General features: G+C 73.8%; 16 protein-coding genes. 6 read left to right on the top strand and 10 right to left on the bottom strand.

Annotated features, from left to right (window positions below):
* Nucleotides 1-27: 27 nt before the first annotated feature.
* The 10 genes from ACGGZK_RS11615 to ACGGZK_RS11570 form a co-directional block, all read right to left on the bottom strand.
* Nucleotides 28-1,509 (bottom strand): hypothetical protein, encoded by a 1,482-nt coding sequence (locus tag ACGGZK_RS11615; RefSeq protein WP_395242817.1) that lies wholly within the window; start codon nucleotides 1,507-1,509, stop codon nucleotides 28-30.
* A gap of 131 nt (nucleotides 1,510-1,640) precedes the next feature.
* Nucleotides 1,641-2,669 (bottom strand): ketol-acid reductoisomerase, encoded by a 1,029-nt coding sequence (gene ilvC / locus ACGGZK_RS11610; protein ID WP_395242816.1) that lies wholly within the window; start codon nucleotides 2,667-2,669, stop codon nucleotides 1,641-1,643.
* Nucleotides 2,670-2,729: 60 nt separating this feature from the next.
* Complete coding sequence (gene ilvN / locus ACGGZK_RS11605) at nucleotides 2,730-3,239, bottom strand: acetolactate synthase small subunit (RefSeq protein ID WP_395242815.1); 510 nt, start codon at nucleotides 3,237-3,239, stop codon at nucleotides 2,730-2,732.
* Between the two features lie 2 nt (nucleotides 3,240-3,241).
* Nucleotides 3,242-5,041 (bottom strand): acetolactate synthase large subunit, encoded by a 1,800-nt coding sequence (locus ACGGZK_RS11600; protein ID WP_395242814.1) that lies wholly within the window; start codon nucleotides 5,039-5,041, stop codon nucleotides 3,242-3,244.
* Between the two features lie 44 nt (nucleotides 5,042-5,085).
* A complete protein-coding gene (ilvD, locus tag ACGGZK_RS11595; protein ID WP_395242813.1) occupies nucleotides 5,086-6,780 on the bottom strand; it encodes a dihydroxy-acid dehydratase in 1,695 nt (564 codons plus the stop codon).
* A gap of 10 nt (nucleotides 6,781-6,790) precedes the next feature.
* Nucleotides 6,791-9,034 carry a bifunctional alpha,alpha-trehalose-phosphate synthase (UDP-forming)/trehalose-phosphatase gene (locus ACGGZK_RS11590; protein ID WP_395242812.1) on the bottom strand — a complete coding sequence of 748 codons (2,244 nt, stop codon included), beginning with the start codon at nucleotides 9,032-9,034 and terminating at the stop codon, nucleotides 6,791-6,793.
* 110 nt (nucleotides 9,035-9,144) lie between these two features.
* The gene (locus ACGGZK_RS11585; protein ID WP_395242811.1) at nucleotides 9,145-10,659 is read right to left on the bottom strand and encodes a YhgE/Pip family protein; all 1,515 of its coding nucleotides are present in this window, start codon (nucleotides 10,657-10,659) and stop codon (nucleotides 9,145-9,147) included.
* Nucleotides 10,656-11,141 (bottom strand): YhgE/Pip domain-containing protein, encoded by a 486-nt coding sequence (locus ACGGZK_RS11580; RefSeq protein ID WP_395242810.1) that lies wholly within the window; start codon nucleotides 11,139-11,141, stop codon nucleotides 10,656-10,658. The genes ACGGZK_RS11585 and ACGGZK_RS11580 overlap by 4 nt, the downstream gene beginning before the upstream one ends.
* Complete coding sequence (locus ACGGZK_RS11575) at nucleotides 11,138-14,104, bottom strand: MMPL family transporter (protein ID WP_395242809.1); 2,967 nt, start codon at nucleotides 14,102-14,104, stop codon at nucleotides 11,138-11,140. The genes ACGGZK_RS11580 and ACGGZK_RS11575 overlap by 4 nt, the downstream gene beginning before the upstream one ends.
* Before the next feature lie 9 nt (nucleotides 14,105-14,113).
* Nucleotides 14,114-14,752: a TetR/AcrR family transcriptional regulator gene (locus ACGGZK_RS11570; protein WP_395242808.1), complete on the bottom strand. Its 639-nt coding sequence runs from the start codon at nucleotides 14,750-14,752 to the stop codon at nucleotides 14,114-14,116.
* A gap of 149 nt (nucleotides 14,753-14,901) precedes the next feature.
* On the opposite strand from ACGGZK_RS11570, the gene ACGGZK_RS11565 reads away from it, so the two are divergent.
* The 6 genes from ACGGZK_RS11565 to ACGGZK_RS11540 all read left to right on the top strand — a co-directional run bounded on the left by ACGGZK_RS11565 (nucleotide 14,902) and on the right by ACGGZK_RS11540 (nucleotide 19,502).
* Nucleotides 14,902-15,087, top strand: coding sequence for a hypothetical protein (locus tag ACGGZK_RS11565; RefSeq protein WP_395242807.1), 186 nt, complete (start codon nucleotides 14,902-14,904; stop codon nucleotides 15,085-15,087).
* 113 nt (nucleotides 15,088-15,200) lie between these two features.
* Nucleotides 15,201-15,659 (top strand): hypothetical protein, encoded by a 459-nt coding sequence (locus ACGGZK_RS11560; protein WP_395242806.1) that lies wholly within the window; start codon nucleotides 15,201-15,203, stop codon nucleotides 15,657-15,659.
* Nucleotides 15,660-15,782: 123 nt separating this feature from the next.
* Nucleotides 15,783-16,421, top strand: coding sequence for a biotin transporter BioY (locus tag ACGGZK_RS11555; protein ID WP_395242805.1), 639 nt, complete (start codon nucleotides 15,783-15,785; stop codon nucleotides 16,419-16,421).
* The gene (locus ACGGZK_RS11550) at nucleotides 16,382-17,659 is read left to right on the top strand and encodes a class I adenylate-forming enzyme family protein (protein WP_395242804.1); all 1,278 of its coding nucleotides are present in this window, start codon (nucleotides 16,382-16,384) and stop codon (nucleotides 17,657-17,659) included. The genes ACGGZK_RS11555 and ACGGZK_RS11550 overlap by 40 nt, the downstream gene beginning before the upstream one ends.
* Nucleotides 17,656-18,825 carry a thiolase family protein gene (locus tag ACGGZK_RS11545; protein WP_395242803.1) on the top strand — a complete coding sequence of 390 codons (1,170 nt, stop codon included), beginning with the start codon at nucleotides 17,656-17,658 and terminating at the stop codon, nucleotides 18,823-18,825. The genes ACGGZK_RS11550 and ACGGZK_RS11545 overlap by 4 nt, the downstream gene beginning before the upstream one ends.
* Complete coding sequence (locus ACGGZK_RS11540; RefSeq protein ID WP_395242802.1) at nucleotides 18,822-19,502, top strand: energy-coupling factor ABC transporter ATP-binding protein; 681 nt, start codon at nucleotides 18,822-18,824, stop codon at nucleotides 19,500-19,502. Before ACGGZK_RS11545 ends, ACGGZK_RS11540 begins: the two co-directional genes overlap by 4 nt.

Raw genomic sequence — 19,502 nt, 5'->3', positions numbered from 1 at the left:
CAGGCTACCCGCCCGAAGCGCGCCTGCTCATCCGGCCAGGCACCGCCCGATCACGCGCGGCTGCGCGACGCCCCAGTCGAACGCCAGCCGGGCGCTGTCGACGGCGTCGAACCCCGCGCTGCCGCCGAAGAGGTCCTCTCCGTGGATCCGTTCCGGACCGCCGAGCCCGGCCGCCTCCCACGCGGCGGCGATGCGCGCCTGCGCCGCGACGTTGGCGTCGACGACGGCCCGGTCGGACTCATCGCTGCTCGTGTCGCTGATCTCGCCCATCGCGAACTCGGCGTCGATGGCCAGCATCGTGCCGCCGTCGCACGGCGTCTCGACGACGGTCATCGGCGGGTCGTCGCGCCACCGCGCGTCGGACCCGACCGCCTGGACGGCGAGGTCGGCGAGCAGGGCGAACTGGCGACGGCCCTCCTCGAGGCCCGGGGCGGACAGCGCCGGCTCGGCGACGGCGCCCGTGTCGGCCCCATCCTCGCCGGCGGCGCCCCCGGCGCCGCTGCCGCCGGACTCCCGGCCGGCCGAACCCCCGTCGCCCTCGACTGCGGACACTCCTGCTCCCGCGCGGGCCCCAGCGGGATGGGGCAGGGGAATCCACGCGGATGCCACGACCGCGGCCACCGCGCCGATGAAGCAGGCCGCCACCACCGACCGCAGCACGACCGGCCGACGCCCGTCCAGGGCTGCGATCACGAGGCCGACCACGATGAGCGCAGCACCGCCGGCCAGCAGCGCCACCTGCAGGGGCACCGCCCAGTCGGGCAGGAACGCGGTGCCCGTGTCGCCATGCCAGCACGCCGCCTGCGTCGGCAGGAAGGTCGACGCGTAGTGCCCTTCCTGGCACCGGTCGTCCGGGTCGAACCACGGCAGCGCGAAGCTCGCCGCGACCGCGACCCACGCCCCGACCGCGACGAGGGCACCGCCGACCACGCCCACGGCCGCCCCGACGGCCTCACCGGCCCGCTCCGACGCCGTCGCGCGCCGCGACCAGACGTCGCCGATCCCCGCGGAGACCGCGGCGATCGCCGCACCGGCCCCGGCCCATAAGAGGACGGTCGCCCCGGCCGCCGGGTCCGACGGAACCCGGCCCGCGACCGCCGCCGAGAACGACGTCGTCACGACCCAACCGCAGAGCGCCGCGAGCGCGCCCGCGATCGCCGCGCCGACGAGGATGTCGCGCCGACGGCGTGCCGATCCACGGCGCATCCCGACGACCAGGCCGACCGCTCCGCCGAGGGAGCCCGCGACGCCGAAGCCCGCGAAGCCGAGGAACAGCCCCGCGGCCAGGACGACCAGGAGCGGCGAGAGCACCGCCGTTCCGAGCATGACGAGCACGCACGGCGCGACGACCGCCACGCAGGCGCGCCAGACGAACCGCGCGACCACCACGCGGGGCGACCCGTCCGGCCCCGCCACGAGCGCAGGCGGGGCCGTCGCGTCGGCCGCGCCCGCAGCGACCCCATCCGTGGACGGCGACGGGCCCGTCGCCCCGATCATCGGTTCCGGCATCCCCGCAGGCTAGCGAGCCGCAGCCCTCCCGCCATCAGCCCGGAGGATGACGAATGCCCCGGTCCGCACGGGACCGGGGCATCCGGAGGTTACGACGCGAAGGTCAGGACCCGGAGGTCATGGCCTGAAGGTCAGCGAGCGACCTCGCCGTCGACGTAGTCGTCGTCCTCCGACGAGTTCCACGCGAACAGCGAGCGCAGCTCGCGGCCGGTGACCTCGATGGGGTGCTGCTCGCCCTTGGCGCGGAGCGCGAGGAACTCGGGAGCACCCGCGTCCTGGTCGGCGATGAAGCGCTTGGCGAAGGTGCCGTCCTGGATGTCGGCGAGCACCGCCTTCATGTTCTCCTTGACGCTCGGGTCGATGACGCGCGGGCCCGACACGTAGTCGCCGTACTCGGCCGTGTCGGAGACCGACCAGCGCTGCTTGGCGATGCCGCCCTCCCACATGAGGTCGACGATGAGCTTCAGCTCGTGGAGCACCTCGAAGTAGGCGATCTGCGGCTGGTAGCCGGCCTCGGTGAGGGTCTCGAAGCCGTACTGCACGAGCTGCGAGACGCCGCCGCACAGCACCGACTGCTCGCCGAACAGGTCGGTCTCGGTCTCCTCGGTGAAGGTCGTCTTGATGACGCCGGCGCGGGTGCCGCCGATGGCCTTCGCGTACGACTTCGCGAGGTCCCAGGCCGTGCCCGAGGCATCCTGCTCGACCGCGATGATGTCGGGGATGCCGCGGCCCGCGACGAACTCGCGACGCACGGTGTGGCCCGGCGCCTTCGGCGCGACGAGGATCACGTCGACGCCCTCGGGGGCCTCGATGTAGCCGAAGCGGATGTTGAAGCCGTGGCCGAAGACGAGCGTGTCGCCCGCGTTCAGGTTGTCCTTCACCGACTCGGCGTAGATGTGGCGCTGGAACTGGTCGGGCGCGAGGATGACGACCACGTCGGCCCACGCGGCCGCCTCGGCGACGCTGAGCACGCGGAAGCCCGCCTCCTCGGCCTTCGGCTTCGACTTCGAGCCGTCCTTGAGGCCGATGACGACCTCGACGCCCGAGTCGCGGAGGTTCTGCGCGTGCGCGTGACCCTGCGAGCCGTAGCCGATCACGGCGACCTTCTTGCCCTGGATGAGCGAGAGGTCGGCGTCCTTGTCGTAGTAGATCTCAGCCATTGCTGTTCATTTCTCCTTGGTGGTGGAACCGGGTTGCTGGCGCGCCTGCGGCGCACGGGGTCAGGCGCGGAAGACGCGCTCGGTGATGCTCTTGCCGCCGCGGCCGATGGCCAGGAGGCCCGACTGGGCGATCTCCTTGATGCCGTAGGGCTCGAGCACCTTGAGCAGTGCCTGGGTCTTGCCCGAATCGCCCGTGACCTCGATCACGAGCGCGTCGGTCGACACGTCGACCACGCGGGCGCGGAACAGGTTCACGGCCTCGAGCACCTGCGAGCGGGTGGCGTTGTCGACGCGCACCTTGATGAGCAGGTGCTCGCGCTGCACCGACTGGGCCGGGTCGAGCTCGACGATCTTGATGACGTTCACGAGCTTGTTCAGCTGCTTGGTCACCTGCTCGAGCGGGAGCTCCTCGACGTCGACGACGACGGTGATGCGCGACAGGCCCTCGATCTCCGAGTGGCCCACGGCGAGCGACTCGATGTTGAAGCCGCGACGGGCGAACAGGCCGGCGACGCGCGTCAGCAGGCCGGGCTTGTCCTCGACGAGGAGGGACAGCACGTGGGTCGACATGGTCAGTCCTCCTCGCTGAAGGCCGGCGAGTGGTCGCGGGCGTACTGGATGTAGCTGTTCGAGACGCCCTGCGGGACCATCGGCCACACCATGGCGTCGGCGGAGACGACGAAGTCGATCACCACGGGGCGGTCGTTCGTCTCGAGCGCGAGCTTGATCGCCGCGTCGACCTCCTCCTCCTTCGTCACGCGGATGCCGAGGGCGCCGTACGCCTCGGCCAGCTTGACGAAGTCGGGGACGCGCACGGAGTCGTGCCCGGTGTTGAGCTCGGTGTTCGAGTAGCGGCCGTCGTAGAACAGCGTCTGCCACTGGCGCACCATGCCGAGCGAGGAGTTGTTGATCACCGCGACCTTGATCGGGATGTCGTTGAGCGTGCAGGTGGCCAACTCCTGGTTGGTCATCTGGAAGCAGCCGTCGCCGTCGATCGCCCACACCGTGCGTTCGGGCTCGGCGACCTTCGCGCCCATGGCGGCGGGCACCGCGTAGCCCATGGTGCCGGCGCCGCCGGAGTTGAGCCAGGAGTTCGGCCGCTCGTACTTGATGAACTGCGCCGCCCACATCTGGTGCTGGCCGACGCCGGCGGCGTAGACGCCCTCCGGGCCGGTCAGCTCGCCGATGCGCTGGATCACGTACTGCGGGGCGAGGAGCCCGTCGGACGTGGGCGCGTACCCGAGCGGGAACTCGCCGCGGAGCCCGTCGAGCGTGGTCCACCACTCGTCGAGGTCGGGCTGCTGCTCGGCGGTGGCCGTCGCGTAGGCCTGCGCCAGGTCGACGAGCACCTCCTTCAGGTCGCCCACGATCGGCACGTCGGCGACGCGGATCTTCGAGATCTCGGCCGGGTCGATGTCGACGTGCACGACCTTCGCCTCGGGCGCGAACAGCGCGGCCTTGCCGGTCACGCGGTCGTCGAAGCGGGCGCCGAGCGCGACGAGCAGGTCGGCCTCCTGCAGCGCGAGCACCGCCGGGACGGTGCCGTGCATGCCGGGCATGCCGAGGTGCTGCGCGTGCGAGTCGGGGAACGCGCCGCGCGCCATCAGCGTCGTCACCACGGGCGCGTTGGTCGCCTCGGCGAACGCGAGCAGCTCCTCCGAGGCGTGGGCGCGGATGATCCCGCCGCCGACGTACAGCACCGGCCGCTTCGCGGCCGCGATGAGCTGCGCCGCAGCGGTCACCTGCTTGCCGTGCGCCTTGGTGATGGGGCGGTAGCCGGGCAGGTCGACGCGCGGCGGCCACTGGAAGGCGAACAGCTCCTGCTGGGCGTCCTTCGTGATGTCGACGAGCACCGGACCGGGCCGGCCCGTGGTGGCGATGTGCACCGCGGCCGCGATGGTCGCGGGGATCTCGGCCGCGTGCTTCACGAGGAACGAGTGCTTGGTGACGGGCATCGTGATGCCGACGATGTCGGCCTCCTGGAACGCGTCGGTGCCCATGAGCGTCGAGAACACCTGGCCGGTGATCGCGAGCATCGGGACCGAGTCCATGTGCGCGTCGGCGATGGCGGTGACGAGGTTCGTCGCGCCGGGGCCGCTCGTCGCGATCGCGACGCCGAGCTTCCCGCTCGAGGACGCATAGCCCTCGGCGGCGTGGCCGGCGCCCTGTTCGTGGCGGACGAGGATGTGCCGGAGTGCCTTGCTGTCGAGCAGCGGGTCGTAGACCGGCAGGATCGCGCCGCCGGGCAGGCCGAACACGTCGGTGATGCCCAGCAGTTCGAGCGAGCGGACGACCGCCTGCGCACCCGTGAGCTGCTCGGGTGCGCGCGACGGCACGGCGTTCGATGGCACGGGTGTCGATTCCGTGGTCATTCGTGTCCTTCTGGTGAGGGAATGTGCGGGAGGGAGCGCAGTGCTCAGCCCGTCGTCGCGCCTTCGGCGGCAGAGCGCACGAGCTTCGAGTACTTCGCGAGGACGCCTCGGGTGTAGCGCGGAGGAAGCGGTGCCCAGCCTTCACGGCGGGCCGCGAGCTCGGCTTCGTCGACCAGTAGGTCGATGGAACGAGCCGCGATATCGACCCGAATCAGATCACCATCGCGCACGAGGGCGATCGGACCTGCGTCCACCGCCTCGGGTGCCAGATGGCCGATGCACAGGCCGGTTGTGCCGCCTGAGAATCGACCGTCCGTCAAGAGTAGTACATCTTTGCCGAGCCCAGCGCCCTTGATGGCGGCGGTGATCGCCAGCATCTCGCGCATGCCGGGACCGCCCTTGGGGCCCTCGTAGCGGATGACGACCACGTCGCCGTGCTTGATCTCGCCCTCGGTCAGCGCGTCCATCGCCGCGCGCTCGCGCTCGAAGACGCGGGCCGGGCCCTCGAAGACCGCGGCGTCGAAGCCGGCGGTCTTCACGACCGCGCCCTCCGGCGCGAGCGAGCCGTGCAGGATCGTCAGGCCGCCGGTCTCGTGGATCGGGTCGTCGAGCGTGTGCAGCACCTCGCCGTCGAGCGGCGGGAGGTTCAGCTCCTCGAGGTTCTCGCGCATCGTCTTGCCGGTGACCGTGAGCACGTCGCCGTGCAGCAGGCCGGCGTCGAGCAGCGCCTTCATGAGCACCGGCACCCCGCCGCGGCGGTCGACGTCGTTCATGACGTACTTGCCGAACGGCTTCAGGTCGCCGATGTGCGGCACCTTCGAGCCGATGCGGTTGAAGTCGTCGAGGGTGAGCTCGACCTCGGCCTCGCGCGCGATGGCGAGGAGGTGGAGCACGATGTTCGTCGAGCCGCCGAGCGCCATGCCGACGGCGATGGCGTTCTCGAACGCCTCCTTGGTGAGGATCTGGCGGGCGGTGATGCCCTGCTTCAGCAGGTTCACGACGGCCTCGCCGGAGCGGTGCGCGTAGTAGTCGCGGCGGCGGTCGGCCGAGGCCGGCGACGCCGAGCCCGGCAGCGAGAGGCCGAGCGCCTCGGCGACCGAGGCCATGGTGTTGGCCGTGTACATGCCGCCGCAGGCGCCCTCGCCCGGGGCGAACGCGCACTCGATGCGGTGCGCGTCCTCCAGGCTCATCGTGCCGGCCTTGACCGCGCCGACCGCCTCGAAGGAGTCGATGATCGTGATGTCCTTCTCGGTGCCGTCGGAGAGGCGCACCCAGCCGGGGGCGATCGAGCCGGCGTAGAGGAAGACGCTCGAGAGGTCGAGCCGCGCGGCGGCCATGAGCATGCCGGGGATCGACTTGTCGCAGCCGGCGAGCAGCACCGAGCCGTCGAGGCGCTCGGCCTGCATGACGACCTCGACCGAGTCGGCGATCACCTCACGGGAGACGAGGGAGAAGTGCATGCCCTCGTGGCCCATCGAGATGCCGTCGGAGACGGAGACGGTGCCGAACTGCAGCGGGTATCCGCCGCCGGAGTGCACGCCCTCCTTCGCGGCCTGCGCGAGGCGGCCGAGCGAGAGGTTGCACGGGGTGATCTCGTTCCACGAGCTCGCGATGCCGACCTGCGGCTTGTCCCAGTCCGCGTCCCCCATGCCGACGGCGCGGAGCATTCCGCGGCTGGTGGTGGCTTCGATTCCATCGGTGACGACGCGGCTACGCGGCTTCCAATCAGGCTGGGACATGCAGACGAGTCTATGTCCAGCGCGAGGGTCCCCGGCGCGCGGCGGAGCGCAGCTCGACCAGCCGCTCGAGCAGCTCCGCGACCTCCGCGGGGCTGCGCACGCGGTGCGCGGCGAGCGACTTGCCCGAGCCCACCTTCACGCCGACGTCGGTGCCCTCGAGCACCGCGAACGCGTCCTCGTCGGTGACGTCGTCGCCGAGGTAGATCACCGACGAGGCGCCCACGTGCTGGCGGAGCCGGATCAGCGACTCCCCCTTGTCGCTCGAGCGCACGGCGAACTCGATCACCGACTTCCCGGAGCGCACGGTGATGCCGGGGATGGCCTCCACGACGCGCTCGCGCGCCGACTGCTGCAGCGCGACGCCGGCGTTCGGGGTGAGCCGGCGGGTGTGCAGGGCGACCCCGGCCGGCTTGTGCTCGACCCAGGCACCCGGGGCCTCCGCCGCGACCTGCTCGACCAGGTCGGTGAGCCGCGAGAGCGCCGCCAGCTCCGCATCGCGGAGGTCGATGGTGACCACGCCCGCATCGAGCTGGAGCTCGACGCCGTGCGACCCCGACAGGAGCATGCCGTCGTGGGGAGCGGCCACCTCGCCGAGGCTCTCGAGCGCGCGTCCCGACACGATCGCGACGCGGGTGTCGGGCAGCGCCGCGAGCTGCTCCATGGCGGCGCGCGCCCGGTCGGTGGCGCGGGCGTCCTCCGGGCGGTCGACGAGCGGCGCGAGCGTGCCGTCGAAGTCGAGGGCGATGAGCAGCCGTTCGGCGTCGGCGACCTCCCCGAGCTCTTGGTCGAGGCCCTCGGGGATGCCCGCCGCGATCGTGCCGGTGCCGGTGAGCGTCTCGAGGAAGGTGGCCGACCAGTTCGCCACGTCGTTCTCGATCACGCGCTTGCGCAGTGATCGCATGCGCCGGGCCCGCTCGCGCGGCGGCATCTCGATCGCCTCCACGATCGCGTCCTTCAGTCCCTCGATGTCGTGCGGGTTCACGAGCACGGCCTGGCGGAGCTCGTCGGACGCGCCGGTGAACTCGCTGAGCAGCAGCACCCCGTCGAGGTCGAACCGGCAGGCCACGTACTCCTTCGCGACGAGGTTCATGCCGTCGCGGAGCGCGGTGACGAGCATGATGTCGGCGGCGAGGTACAGCGCCACCATCTCCTCGCGCGGGTAGCCGTGGTGCAGGTAGGCGATGGCCTGGTGGCCGAGGGTCGAGTGGTCGCCGTTCAGGCGCCCCACCGTCAGCTCGATCTCGTCGCGCAGCTGCCGGTACGTCTCGACGCGCTCCCGCGACGGGCTCGCGACCTGCACGAGCGTGGCATCCTCGATCGCGATGCGGCCGTCGCGGAGCAGCTCGCCGAACGCCTTCATGCGATGCCGGATGCCCTTGGTGTAGTCGAGGCGGTCGACGCCGAGCATCACCGTGCGCGGATTGCCGAGGCTCTCGCGGATCTCGCGGGCGCGCGCCTGGATCTCCGGGCGGCGGGCGAGCTCCTCGAAGCCGGCCGCGTCGATCGAGATCGGGAAGTGGCGGGCGACGACGCGGCGGACGCCGCCGAGGCCGTCGGGCACCTCGATGATGCTGCCGCGCGTCGTGTAGCCGAACAGGCGTCGCACGGCCCGGCCGAAGTTGCCGGCGTCGGCGGCGCGCTGGAACCCGATGACGTCGGCGCCGAGCAGGCCGTCGATGACCTGGCGCCGCCAGGGCAGCTGCGAGTAGATGCCGTACGCGGGGAACGGGATGTGGTTGAAGAACCCGATGACGAGGTCGGGCCGCTGCTCGCGGAGCATCCGGGGCACGAGCTGGAGCTGGTAGTCCTGCACCCAGACGACGGCGCCCTCGGCGGCGGCCCGCGCCGCGGCCTCGGCGAAGCGGCGGTTGACACGCACGTACGCGTCCCACCATTCGCGGTGGAACGACGGCGGCGCGATGACGTCGTGGTACAGCGGCCAGAGCGTGTCGTTCGAGAAGCCCTCGTAGTAGTCCTCGAGCTCCTGCGCCGACAGCGGCACCGGGATGATCTCGATGCCGTCGTTCTCGAACGGCTCGAACTCGCGGTCGGCGACGCCGGCCCAGCCCACCCAGGCGCCGTCGGCGGCGCGCATCACGGGCTCGAGCGCGGTGACCAGTCCGCCCGGGGAGGACTTCCACCTGGTCTCGCCGCCCTCGCCCTCCTCGTAGTCGACCGGGAGCCGGTTCGACACGACGACCATGTCGTACGCGGCGGCGCGATCGGGCTGATGGGATCCGGGGGCCTTCGTCATGCGGCGTCTTCCTCCTGCGGTTCCCCCTCAGGGTATCGTCACCGCTCCGCCGGCGTCCGGGGTGGACGCCGGCGGCCGGTACCGCTACGCGCGCCCGGCGGTCGTGTCGCTCAGCCGAGCGCGGCCGCGGCGAACCCGATCGAGCGGATGCCCCGCCTCCGGCCGACCACGAGGCCGGTCAGGAGCACGCCGGCGAGCCCGAACACCGCGAGCACGCCCGCCGCCCCGGCGATGGACGCCGCGCCCGAGCCGGCGACGATGCCCTGCATGCCCTGCACTGCCCACGTCAGCGGCAGCAGTCGACTGAGCACCTGGAACGGACCGCTCAGCACCTCGACGGGGACCAGGCCGCCGGTGACGGTGATCTGCAGCGCGACGAGCACGATCGACACGATCGCGCCGGCGCGGCCCAGCCAGACGGTGAGGAACGCGTGCACGGCCGTGAACACGAGCGCGAGCAGTGCCGAGAACGCGAGCGTCTGCGGCAGGAGCGACCCCGACGCGCCCATGGCCGCGTGCAGCAGCGCCACGATCGCGACCGCCTGGGCGAGGGCGATGAGGCCCGCGCGGGCGAGCGTGCGCCACACGAGCCCGCCGGTCGAGGCGGTGCTGCGCAGCGCCTCCCGTCCGAACGGGCGGAACGCGAGGAACATCGCGAGGGCGCCGATCCACAGCCCGATCGGGGCGAACAGCATGCCGATGACCTCGCCGAGGGAGCCGATCTCGTGGTCGCGCGCGGTGTCGACGACGACCGGTTCGGCGACGACCTCGGCGGTCCTCGCGGCGTCGAGGTCGGTGAGGGCCGACGCCTGCTCGGCGCCCGAGCCGAGGCCCGCCGCCAGCTCGCCCGCGCCGCCCGCGAGCTGCGTCGCGCCGGTCGAGGCATCCGATGCGCCGGACGCGAGCTGCCCGAGGCCGCCCGCCAGCTCGCCGACGCCGCCGGCCAGGCCGTCGGCGCCCGTCGCGAGGTCGGCCGCGCCGCTACGGAGCCCGGCCGAGCCGGCCGCGAGCTGCGCCGCGCCGCCCGCGAGGCCGTCGATGCCGCCCTGGGTCTGGTCGATGGCCGAGCGGGATGCCGCGGCGAGCGCCTGCCCGCCCGTGGAGAGCTGTCCGAGCTGCGACCGGACCTCGGCGACCTGGGCGGCCGCGTCGGAGATCTCGGGGAACTGCGCGACGAGGTCGGGGTTCGCGGCGATCCACGCGTCGAGCGTGTCGGCTGCGGGACCGACGTACTGCTCCACCTGGTCGACGCCCGCGGTGATGCCGTCGGTGTACTGGTCCCAGGCGTCCGAGATGCCGTCGAGCCCGGCGGCGCCGGTACTCAGCTGCCCGAGGCCCGACGCGATGCCGTCGACGCCGCTCGTGTAGGAATCGACGCCGGCGGCGTACTGGTGGACGCCGGCCGCGTAGGCGCCGGCGCCGGTCGCGGCATCCGACGCGCCGGAGGCCGCCTGCCCGACGCCGCCGGACAGCTCGCCGAGGCCGCTCGCGAGCTGCCCGACGCCGCTGGAGAGCTGGGCCGCGCCGTCGGCGGCATCGCCGAGCGAGCCGCCGAGTCCGGCGAGGTTCGCGTAGAAGCCCTCGAGGTACTGCGCCGTGATCTCGCGGCCGAACGCCGAGGTCATCGCGTCGCCGACGGACTGCGCGACCGACCCCGCGAGGTAGCCGTGCGCGTCGTCGGTACGGATCGACAGCTGCGCCTGGGTGGGGGCCTCCCCGAGATCGACGTGATCGACGACGAGAAGTCCGACGGGATCGTCAGCACCGCGTACGCCTCGCCGGAGGCGAGCTTCGCGGCCGCCTCCTCGTCGTTCGAGATGGTCCAGTCGAACCCGGTCGCGCCGTCGCCGGTGAGCTCGGTCACGAGCAGGCGGCCGGCGAGCACGGGCTGCTCGGTGCCGTCGGGCAGGGTCGAGGTCACCATCTCGTCGTCGTTGACGACGATCGCCGGGATGGATTCGAGCCGGTCGTCGGCGCCGCCGAGCGCGCCCGAGACGAGCCCGGCGACCGCGAGCGGCACGGCGATGACGGCGGCGAGCAGCGCGCCGGCACGGACGCGGCGTTGCTTCGCGGTCGCCCCGAGCAGGGCTTGGAGTCGGGTGCTCATCGGGTGGCCTCCTCGAGGGCGTGGGCGTCGGTGCGGGCGTGGGCGTGCGCACGGCCGTGCGCGTGGTCGGATGGTGCGGGCAGCGCGGCCGGGTCGGCTGCGGCGGGGCGGATGCGGCGGACGCCCAGCTCCTCGAAGCCGGCGGCGGATGCCCCGGGCTCGACGCCGGCGATCACGGTGACGCCCTGCGGCACGAGCCGGCCCGCGCCAACCCAGAAGCGGTCGGCGTCGGCGCCGGTGTCGTCGAGGTCGACGACGACGGCGTCGGGCCGCTCGGCGAGGGCCGCCGCGAGGGCGACCAGGGCCCGGTCGACGGCGCCGAGTGCGGTGATCGGGGTGTCCGCGACGAACGCGGGGGCCGCAGCGGCGGGGGCGTCGGCGTCGGCCGCCGCGGCGAGCGCGGCGCGCGAGACCCAGCCCTCGACGGCACGACGGGAGCCGGCGAGGCGGTACCAGGGCCGCGTCGCGTCGACGTGACCCGTCACCAGCTCGCCGACGCTGCCGGCGACGCCGGAGCCGCCGTTCACCTCGGCGATCGCGACGCGGCGGAGGATCCGGTCGGCGGCGGTCGGCAGCGGCTCGCCGACGACGGCCAGCCGGCCGGCGACGGGCTGCAGGCGCCCGGCGAGCGTGGCGGCGACGATGCGCCGGTCGACCTGGTCGCCCTCGACGAGCAGCACGCCGCCGCGGGGCACCTCGACGTCGATCGGGCCGAGCGGCCGCTCGGGCAGGCCGAACACGGCGCCCTCGGCGCGCACGCCGGCAGGGCGGACGGCCGCCCACTCGGCCTGCGCGAGGTGGGCGCGCAGGCCCTCGCCCTCGATGTCGACGTCGGGCAGGATGCGCGCGAGCCATCGCGGCAGCCACCACGCCGCCTTCCCGGCGAGCGCCATCGCGGCCGGCACGAGCGTCATGCGCACGAGGAACGCGTCGAACGCGACGCCCACGGCGAGCGCGAACGCGATGCCCTTGATCGGGCCGGAGCCCTCGGGCACGAAGGCGAAGAAAACGAAGAACATGATGAGCGCGGCGGCCGTCACCACGCGGGCCGCGTGCTGGAACCCGTGCACGACGGAGCGCCGCGGCTCCCTCGTCTTCACGAACTCCTCGCGCATGCCCGAGACGAGGAACACCTCGTAGTCCATGGCGAGGCCGAACAGCACCGCCATCAGCAGGATCGGCAGGAAGCTCAGGATCGGCCCGGGCTCGAGGTGCAGCAGGTCGGCGAACCAGCCCCACTGGAACACGGCGACGGTGACGCCGATCGCGCCGAACGCGGAGAGCAGGAACCCGAGCGCGGCCTTCACCGGCACGAAGACCGAGCGGAACACGATGAGCAGCAGCACCACCGAGAGCCCGACGACGATGAGCGCGAACGGGATGAGCGCGTCGTTCAGCCGGTTCGAGATGTCGATCGAGACGGCGGTGTAGCCCGTCACGGCGATGGGCGTGCCGAGGTCGTCGGCGATCGAGGGCTCGAGCGCCCGGATCTCCTCGACGATGCGCTTCGTCTCCGGGTCGTTCGGGCCGCTCTCGGGGATCACCTGGATGATCGCGGTGTCGGCGGTCTCGTTCGGCAGGCCCTGCCCGACGTAGGCGACCCCGTCGAGCTTCGCGAGGCGGGCGCCGATCGCGTCGAGGTCGGTGAAGATGTCGGTCGTCTGCGTGATGTCGACGGTGACGATGAGCGGGCCGTTCGCGCCGGGGCCGAAGCCCTCGGCGATGAGGTCGTACGCCTCGCGCTCCTCGGAGCCCGGCGTCGCGGTCGCGCCGCTCGGCAGGTTGAGGTCGAGGCTCGCGGCCGGGATGGCGGCGGCGCCGAGCAGGCCCACGACGACCACGAGGAAGACGGCCGGGGCCTTCAGCACGAGGTCGACCCAGCGACGGCCGAGCGTGCGCCGGCCGCCGTCGTCGTCGGCGTTCGCGCGGCGGTGCGCGCGGGACCCGGGCTTCGGCACGAGTCGTCGCCCGAGCACCCCGAGGAGGGCCGGCAGGAGCGTGACGGCGCCGAGCACGGCGACGAGCACGGCGAACGCCGCGGCGACGCCCATGACGCTGAGGAACGGGATGCCGACGACGAGCAGGCCGAGGAGGGCGATGATGACGGTGACGCCGGCGAAGACGACCGCGCCGCCGGCGGTCGCGACCGCCTCGGCCGCGCTGTCGCCTGGGTCGGCGCCGCGGGCGAGCTGGGTGCGGTGCCTCGAGAGGATGAACAGCGCGTAGTCGATGCCGACCGCGAGGCCGATCATGACGGCGAGCATCGGCGCCGTGCTCGAGACGGGCGCGGCGGCCGCGACGATCATGATGCCGCCGTACGTCAGGCCGACGCCGACGAGGGCGGTGAGCAGGGGCATCCCGGCCGCGAGCAGCGATCCGAACGTGATGACCAGCACGACGCCCGCGAACGCGACGCCGAGGAGTTCGGTGACGGTGAGGCCGAACGCCGTCTCCTGGAACACCTCGCCGCCGAAGGCGACGTCGAGCCCCGCGTCCTCGGCGATGGCGCCCGTGGCGATCACCGCGTCCTTCGACGCCTGCGACACGTCGGAGGTCTGCCCGTCGAACTGCACCTGGATGTACGCGGTGCGGGCGTCGTCGGAGACCTGGTCGCCCGCGTACTCGTCGAAGGGCCCGAGCACGGAGACCACGCCGTCGACCTGCTCGAGCTCGGCCTCGATCGCGTCGATGGCGGTGCGCGCCGCCCCGGTCTCGACGGATGCCCCGTCGGGGGCCTGCACCACGGCCTTCGCCGAGGCGCCGGCGGTCTGCGGGAACACCGCGGCGAGCTGGTCGATGGCCTGCTGCGATTCGGTGCCGGGGATCGCGAACGAGTCCTGGAGCTGGCCGCCGAGGCCGATGCCGGCGCCGAGGAAGGCGCCGAGCGCCACGGCCCAGGCGCCGATGACGAGCCAGGCGCGGCGGAAGGCGAAGCGGCCGATGCGGTGGAGGAGGAGTGCCACGGATGCCTCTCAGTGGGTGGTGGTGCGGCCCGTGCCGGGGCGGCGGTCGGCGGGGAGGAGGAGGTCGGCCATGGCCGACAGGAGCGCGCTGCGCAGCTGGGCGTCGTCGGGCACCCGGTCGGGGTCGACGTACGACCGCCCGGCGGTGAGCAGGAAGGCGGCGCCGCCGAGGGCCATGCCGAACCGGATCTCGTCGTCGAGGCGCTCGCGTCCATCGGCGGCGGACTCCCGTTCGTCGCAGATCGCGGCGGCGAGCCGCCGGACGGCGGCGTCGGCGCGGGCGATGATCGGCAGGTCGTGGAGGGCCTGCCCTTGGATCAGGAACACGTGCACGGCCAGCCGGTGGGCGAGCAGCAGGTCGACGACCTGCTCGACGAGCTCGAACCGGCGGGCGTCGTCGGTGCGCGCGAGGTAGCCGTCGACGAGGGCTTCGAAGTCGGCCACGCCCGGGGTGATCGCCGCCTCGAGCAGCGCCTCCTTCGAGCCGTAGTGGTACAGCACGCTCGACTTCGCGTACCCGGCGCGGTCGGCGACGTGCTGGAGCGACGTCGCCCCGAAGCCGACGGCGGCGAACTCCTCGAGGGCGGCGAGGCGGAGCTCCTCCCCGGCGCGCAGGCGTGCGGTGGTGGTCTGGGGGTCGGAGGGCATGCCTCGACGGTAATTGACCGATCGGTCAGGTCCTGACCGATCGGTCGGATTCACGGCGCCCTCCCAGCGCGCACGCACCGCCTTGCCAGTCCCGGCGCCGCCGCGCAAGTCCTTGCCCGCCGCCCTGCCCCTCGCGATAGCGTGGCGGCATGCGCAAGTACCTCTTCAGCGGTGCCGTCCTCGGAGCCCTCTTCAGCGGCATCGGCGTGGTGCGGGCGACCGCGGCCGGCCCGCGCGACTGGCGCCTCGCGCTCATGTGGGTGTCGTGGCTCGCCAGCCTCGCCATCGCGATCGGCACCGTCGCCGAGGAGACGCGCGAACAGCTCGAGAAGTAGCGCCTCGACCCGCCCGCGCGCCCACTCGGGCCGGCGCGGCGTGTCGATTGGCGGACCGCGCGACGGTCGCGACAGACTGGGGGCACCCTACCCCGCGACCGAGAGGAGCGACGATGTTCCGCCGCTGGCGCCGCGCCCGACTCGCCGCACAGGCTGCGGCGCACGTCGCCGCCCCCGCGCCCCGCAAGACCGCCGCCGACCTGCGCGGCGAGCAGCTCTTCGAGCTCGTGAACGCCCGCCTGGCCCAGTTCATCGGCCCGGGCGGCGGTTGGTCCGTCGTACGCCGCTCCGACGGCGACACCGACCGCATCTTCCACGCGATGCTCACCCACCAGATCGCCGCCGAGCTCACCCGGGCGATCCTCGACGAACGCGACAACGTCGCCGTCGTCGTCGACGCCGCCGAGGAGCCGCTGGCCCTCACCTGGGAGCCGGCACCGCTGGTCGTCTGGGCCGACCCGATGTCGCCCGTCACGGCCGAGGCCGACGAGCAGGTCGCCGCCGAGGCATCCGACGCAGCCGCATCCGACGCCGAGCACGCCGACGCCGTCGAGGTCCGCGCCGCCGCCTGAGCCCCGCCGTTCCAAATTCGGCACCGGTTTCTTGTACGGGTTCGGCCTCCGAGCCGGTCCCGCGATTCCTAGCGTGATGGATCGGGGCGCATCGCCCCGACATCGTCCACGAGGGGAACCGCCATGTCCGTCGCCAGCACCACCGCCGTGCCCCGGTCTCGCACCCGCACCACCGCCCGCGACCTCGCCCAGATCGCCGTCTTCGCCGCGCTGATCGCGGCGCTCGGACTGCCGGGCGCGCTCTACCCCCTCGGCAACACCGTGCCGATCACACTGCAGACGCTCGGCGTCATGCTCGCGGGCGCGATCCTCGGCGCTCGGAAGGGCGCGCTCTCGGTGCTGCTGCTCCTCGCCCTCGTCGCCGCCGGCCTGCCGCTGCTGTCGGGTGGCCGGGGCGGCCTTGCCGTGTTCGTCGGCCCGTCGGTCGGGTACCTCATCGGCTGGGTCGCCGGCGCCGCCGTCATCGGCTGGGCGACCGCACGCCTGCTCCCCCGCTACCGAGTCCTGCCCGCGCTCGGCTGGACGGCGATCGGCGGCATCGGGGTCGTGTACCTGTTCGGCATCCCGTTCGTCGCCGCCATCGCGGGCATTCCGCTCGAGGCCGCGGCCGTCGGCGCGCTCCTGTACCTGCCCGGCGACGCGATCAAGGTCGTCATCACCGTGTTCGTCGCGAAGGGCGTGCACCGCGCCTGGCCCGGCCTCATCGAGCCGAAGACGTGGCCGTGGACGAAGCGCTCCGTCGCGGCGGCCGAGTCCGCGTGAGCGACTGGCTGCGGGGTCCGCGCGACGCCGTCGCGCTCGCGTTCGGCGGTGACGTCGTGCGCACGCGCGACCTCGCCCGCGCGGTCTCCGCGGCCCGGCTGCCAGCCGGCGACGGGGCCGTACCGGTCGCGGTGCCGGCCGGCACCGATCCGGTCACCGCGATCACCGTGGTGCTCACCTGCCTCGAACGCGGTCGTCCGGTGCTCGTCGGCGGCACCGATGCGCAGGCACGGCACCTCGCGCCCGCGCTGCCGGAGGGCACCGCACTCGCGCTGCTGACCTCGGGATCGACCGACGCCTCCGCGACGCCGCGCGCGGTCGCCCGCACCGAGGCCTCCTGGCTCGCCTCGGCCGAGCCGCTCGCCGAGCTCGCGGGCGTCGGCGCCGGCGACCGGGTCGCGGTCACCGGCCCGCTGCACGTCTCGATGCACCTGTACGCCGCGCTGCACGCCCTCTGGGCCGGGGCGACGGTCGTCGACCGGCTCGACGACGCCACCGTCGTCCACGCCACGCCGACCCGCCTCGCCCGCCTCCTCGACGGCGCGTCGGTCCCGGCGACCGCCGTCGTCGCCGGCGCGGTGCTGGGCGACGTCGAGCGCCGCACGGCCGAAGCCCGGGGCATCCGCCTCGTGGAGTACTACGGCGCCGCCGAGCTCTCGTTCGTCGCGGTCGGCGACGGCGACGACCTCGTGCCCTTCCCCGGCGTCGAGCTCGACCTGCGGCCCGCTCCGACCGGGCTCGAGGTGTGGGCTCGGTCGCCGTACCTCGCGCTGGGCGTCATCGGCGGCGGGATGCTCCGCCGCGATGCCGACGGCTTCGCCACGGTCGGCGACCTCGCCGAGATCCGGCCGTCCGGCGCGATCCGCATCCTCGGCCGGGGCGACGCGGCGATCACGACCGCGGGCTGCACGGTCATCGCCGAGGACCTGGAGGCGCGCCTGCGCGGGCTGCCCGGCGTCGCGGCCGCCGCGGTGCTCGGCGAGCCGCACGACCTGCTCGGCGAGCGCATCGTGGCGGTCGTGGAGCTGGACGGCACCGTAGACGGCCTCGCGGCCGTGATCACGGCCGCGCGCGCCTCGCTCGAACCGGCCCTGGTCCCGCGCCGCTGGTTCGCCGCGGCGCTCCCCCGCACCGACGCGGGCAAGGTCGCGCGCGGCGTGCTCCGGGCGGCGATCGCCGACGGGTCTTTGGGAGCGGGGCATCCGATCGCGGGCCCGCCTGCCGGGGTGCGCGCATGACGGGGCCGGCGGTGCTCGTCGCCGCGCGCCGCACGCCGATCGCGACCGCGGGCCGCGGCTTCGCCGCCCATCCCGTCGACGCGCTCGCGGCACCGGTGCTCGCCGCGGTCGCGCGCGAGGTCGCCGGCGCCGGGCTCCCGGTGGACGACGTCGTGCTCGGCAACTGCATGGGGCCGGGCGGCGACCTCGCCCGGGTCGCCGCGCTCCGCGCCGGCCTCGGCCCGGAGGTGCCGGGCGTCACGGTCGACCGGCAGTGCGGCTCGGGCCTCGACGCGGTGCTCCAGGCCGCCGCCCGCGTGCGCGCGGGCGATGCCCGGCTGGTGCTCGCCGGCGGCGCGGAGTCGGCGTCGACCGCTCCGCACCGCACCTGGCGCGACAGCGGCCTCGCCTACGCCCGCGCGCCGTTCGCACCCGACGGGTTCCCCGACCCCGACATGGGCCCGGCCGCCGAGCGGCTCGCCGTCGTCCGCGGCATCACGCGCGACCGGCAGGACGACTGGGCAGCGCGCTCGCACCGCCTGGCGGCGGCCGCGCAGGCCGCGGGCACCTTCGACCGCGAGCTCGTCGCCGTCGACGGCGTGGTCCGCGACGACCGGCCGCGCGCGGCCATGGACCTCGCGCGCCTCGCACGGTTCGCCCCGGTGTTCGGGAACGGCGACGAGCCGGATCGCCCGGGCAGAGCGGGAGCCTCGGGCACCCCGACGGTGACCGCCGGCAACTCCTGCGGGTTCTCCGACGGCGCGGCCGCGATGGCCGTGACCACGCTCGAGGCGGCCGAGGGGCTCGGCCTGCCTGCATTGCGGGTGCGCGCGGCCGCCGTCGCGGCGGGCGATCCCGCGCTGCCCGGCCTCGGCGCCGCCTGGGCCGCCCGGCGCGCCCTCGACCGCGCCGGCATGACCGCCGCCGACCTCGGCGCCGTCGAGATCACCGAGGCGTTCGCCGCGCAGGTGCTCGCCGTCAGCGACGAGCTCGGCCTCGACGAGGCACTCATCAGCGCCGACGGCGGCGCGATCGCGCTGGGGCACCCGTGGGGTGCGTCGGGCGCGGTGCTGCTGGTGCGGCTCCTCGCACGGATGTCCCGGGCCGATGACGCCCGCCCGGGACTCGCCGCCTGTTCGATCGGCGGCGGACAGGGCGTCGCGATGATCGTGGAGCGGGTGGCATGAGCAAGATCGTCTTCGACCGGGTGAGCCAGGACTTCGGCGCGGGGCGCGTGGTCGACGAGGTGTCGCTCGTGCTCGCCGAGCACCGCGTCGGCATCGTCGGCGCGAACGGCTCGGGCAAGTCGACCCTCGCGCGGATGATCAACGGGCTCGTGACGCCGACCTCCGGCCGCGTCACCGTCGACGGCGTCGACGTCGCGCGCGACGGCCGCCGCGCGCGACGCAGCGTCGGGTTCGTGTTCACGAACGCCGACACGCAGATCGTCATGCCCACGGTCCGCGAGGACGTCGCGTTCACCCTGCGCCGGCACCGGCTGCCCGCGGCGGATGCCTCGGCCCGCGTCGACGCCGCGCTCGACCGATTCGGACTGACCGACCTCGCCGACCGGCCCGCGCACCGCCTGTCGGGCGGGCAGAAGCAGCTCCTGGCGCTCGCGGCGGTCCTCGTCGCCGAGCCGTCGATCGTCGTCGCCGACGAGCCGACGACCCTCCTCGACGCCCGCAACGCGCGGCTCGTGGCCGAGCACTTCGCGTCGCTGTCGCAGCAACTCGTGCTCGTGACCCACCACCTCGACCTCGTCGAGGACTTCGACCGGGTGATCGTCATGGAGGCCGGCCGCGTGGTCGCCGACGATGTGCCCGATCGGGCGCTCGGCGCCTACCGGGCCCTGATCGGATGA

The organism is Agromyces sp. MMS24-K17, assembly GCF_043950245.1.
Lineage (GTDB): Bacteria > Actinomycetota > Actinomycetes > Actinomycetales > Microbacteriaceae > Agromyces.
This window is presented reverse-complemented; position numbering and strand designations above follow the sequence as displayed.

Coding starts and splice junctions, on each gene's coding strand:
- ACGGZK_RS11615 (WP_395242817.1), bottom strand. CDS start 1,509: ATGCCGGAACCGATGATCGGGGCGACGGGCCCGTCGCCGTCCACGGAT.
- ilvC (WP_395242816.1), bottom strand. CDS start 2,669: ATGGCTGAGATCTACTACGACAAGGACGCCGACCTCTCGCTCATCCAG.
- ilvN (WP_395242815.1), bottom strand. CDS start 3,239: ATGTCGACCCACGTGCTGTCCCTCCTCGTCGAGGACAAGCCCGGCCTG.
- ACGGZK_RS11600 (WP_395242814.1), bottom strand. CDS start 5,041: ATGACCACGGAATCGACACCCGTGCCATCGAACGCCGTGCCGTCGCGC.
- ilvD (WP_395242813.1), bottom strand. CDS start 6,780: ATGTCCCAGCCTGATTGGAAGCCGCGTAGCCGCGTCGTCACCGATGGA.
- ACGGZK_RS11590 (WP_395242812.1), bottom strand. CDS start 9,034: ATGACGAAGGCCCCCGGATCCCATCAGCCCGATCGCGCCGCCGCGTAC.
- ACGGZK_RS11585 (WP_395242811.1), bottom strand. CDS start 10,659: ATGACCTCGGCGTTCGGCCGCGAGATCACGGCGCAGTACCTCGAGGGC.
- ACGGZK_RS11580 (WP_395242810.1), bottom strand. CDS start 11,141: ATGAGCACCCGACTCCAAGCCCTGCTCGGGGCGACCGCGAAGCAACGC.
- ACGGZK_RS11570 (WP_395242808.1), bottom strand. CDS start 14,752: ATGCCCTCCGACCCCCAGACCACCACCGCACGCCTGCGCGCCGGGGAG.
- ACGGZK_RS11565 (WP_395242807.1), top strand. CDS start 14,902: ATGCGCAAGTACCTCTTCAGCGGTGCCGTCCTCGGAGCCCTCTTCAGC.
- ACGGZK_RS11560 (WP_395242806.1), top strand. CDS start 15,201: ATGTTCCGCCGCTGGCGCCGCGCCCGACTCGCCGCACAGGCTGCGGCG.
- ACGGZK_RS11555 (WP_395242805.1), top strand. CDS start 15,783: ATGTCCGTCGCCAGCACCACCGCCGTGCCCCGGTCTCGCACCCGCACC.
- ACGGZK_RS11545 (WP_395242803.1), top strand. CDS start 17,656: ATGACGGGGCCGGCGGTGCTCGTCGCCGCGCGCCGCACGCCGATCGCG.
- ACGGZK_RS11540 (WP_395242802.1), top strand. CDS start 18,822: ATGAGCAAGATCGTCTTCGACCGGGTGAGCCAGGACTTCGGCGCGGGG.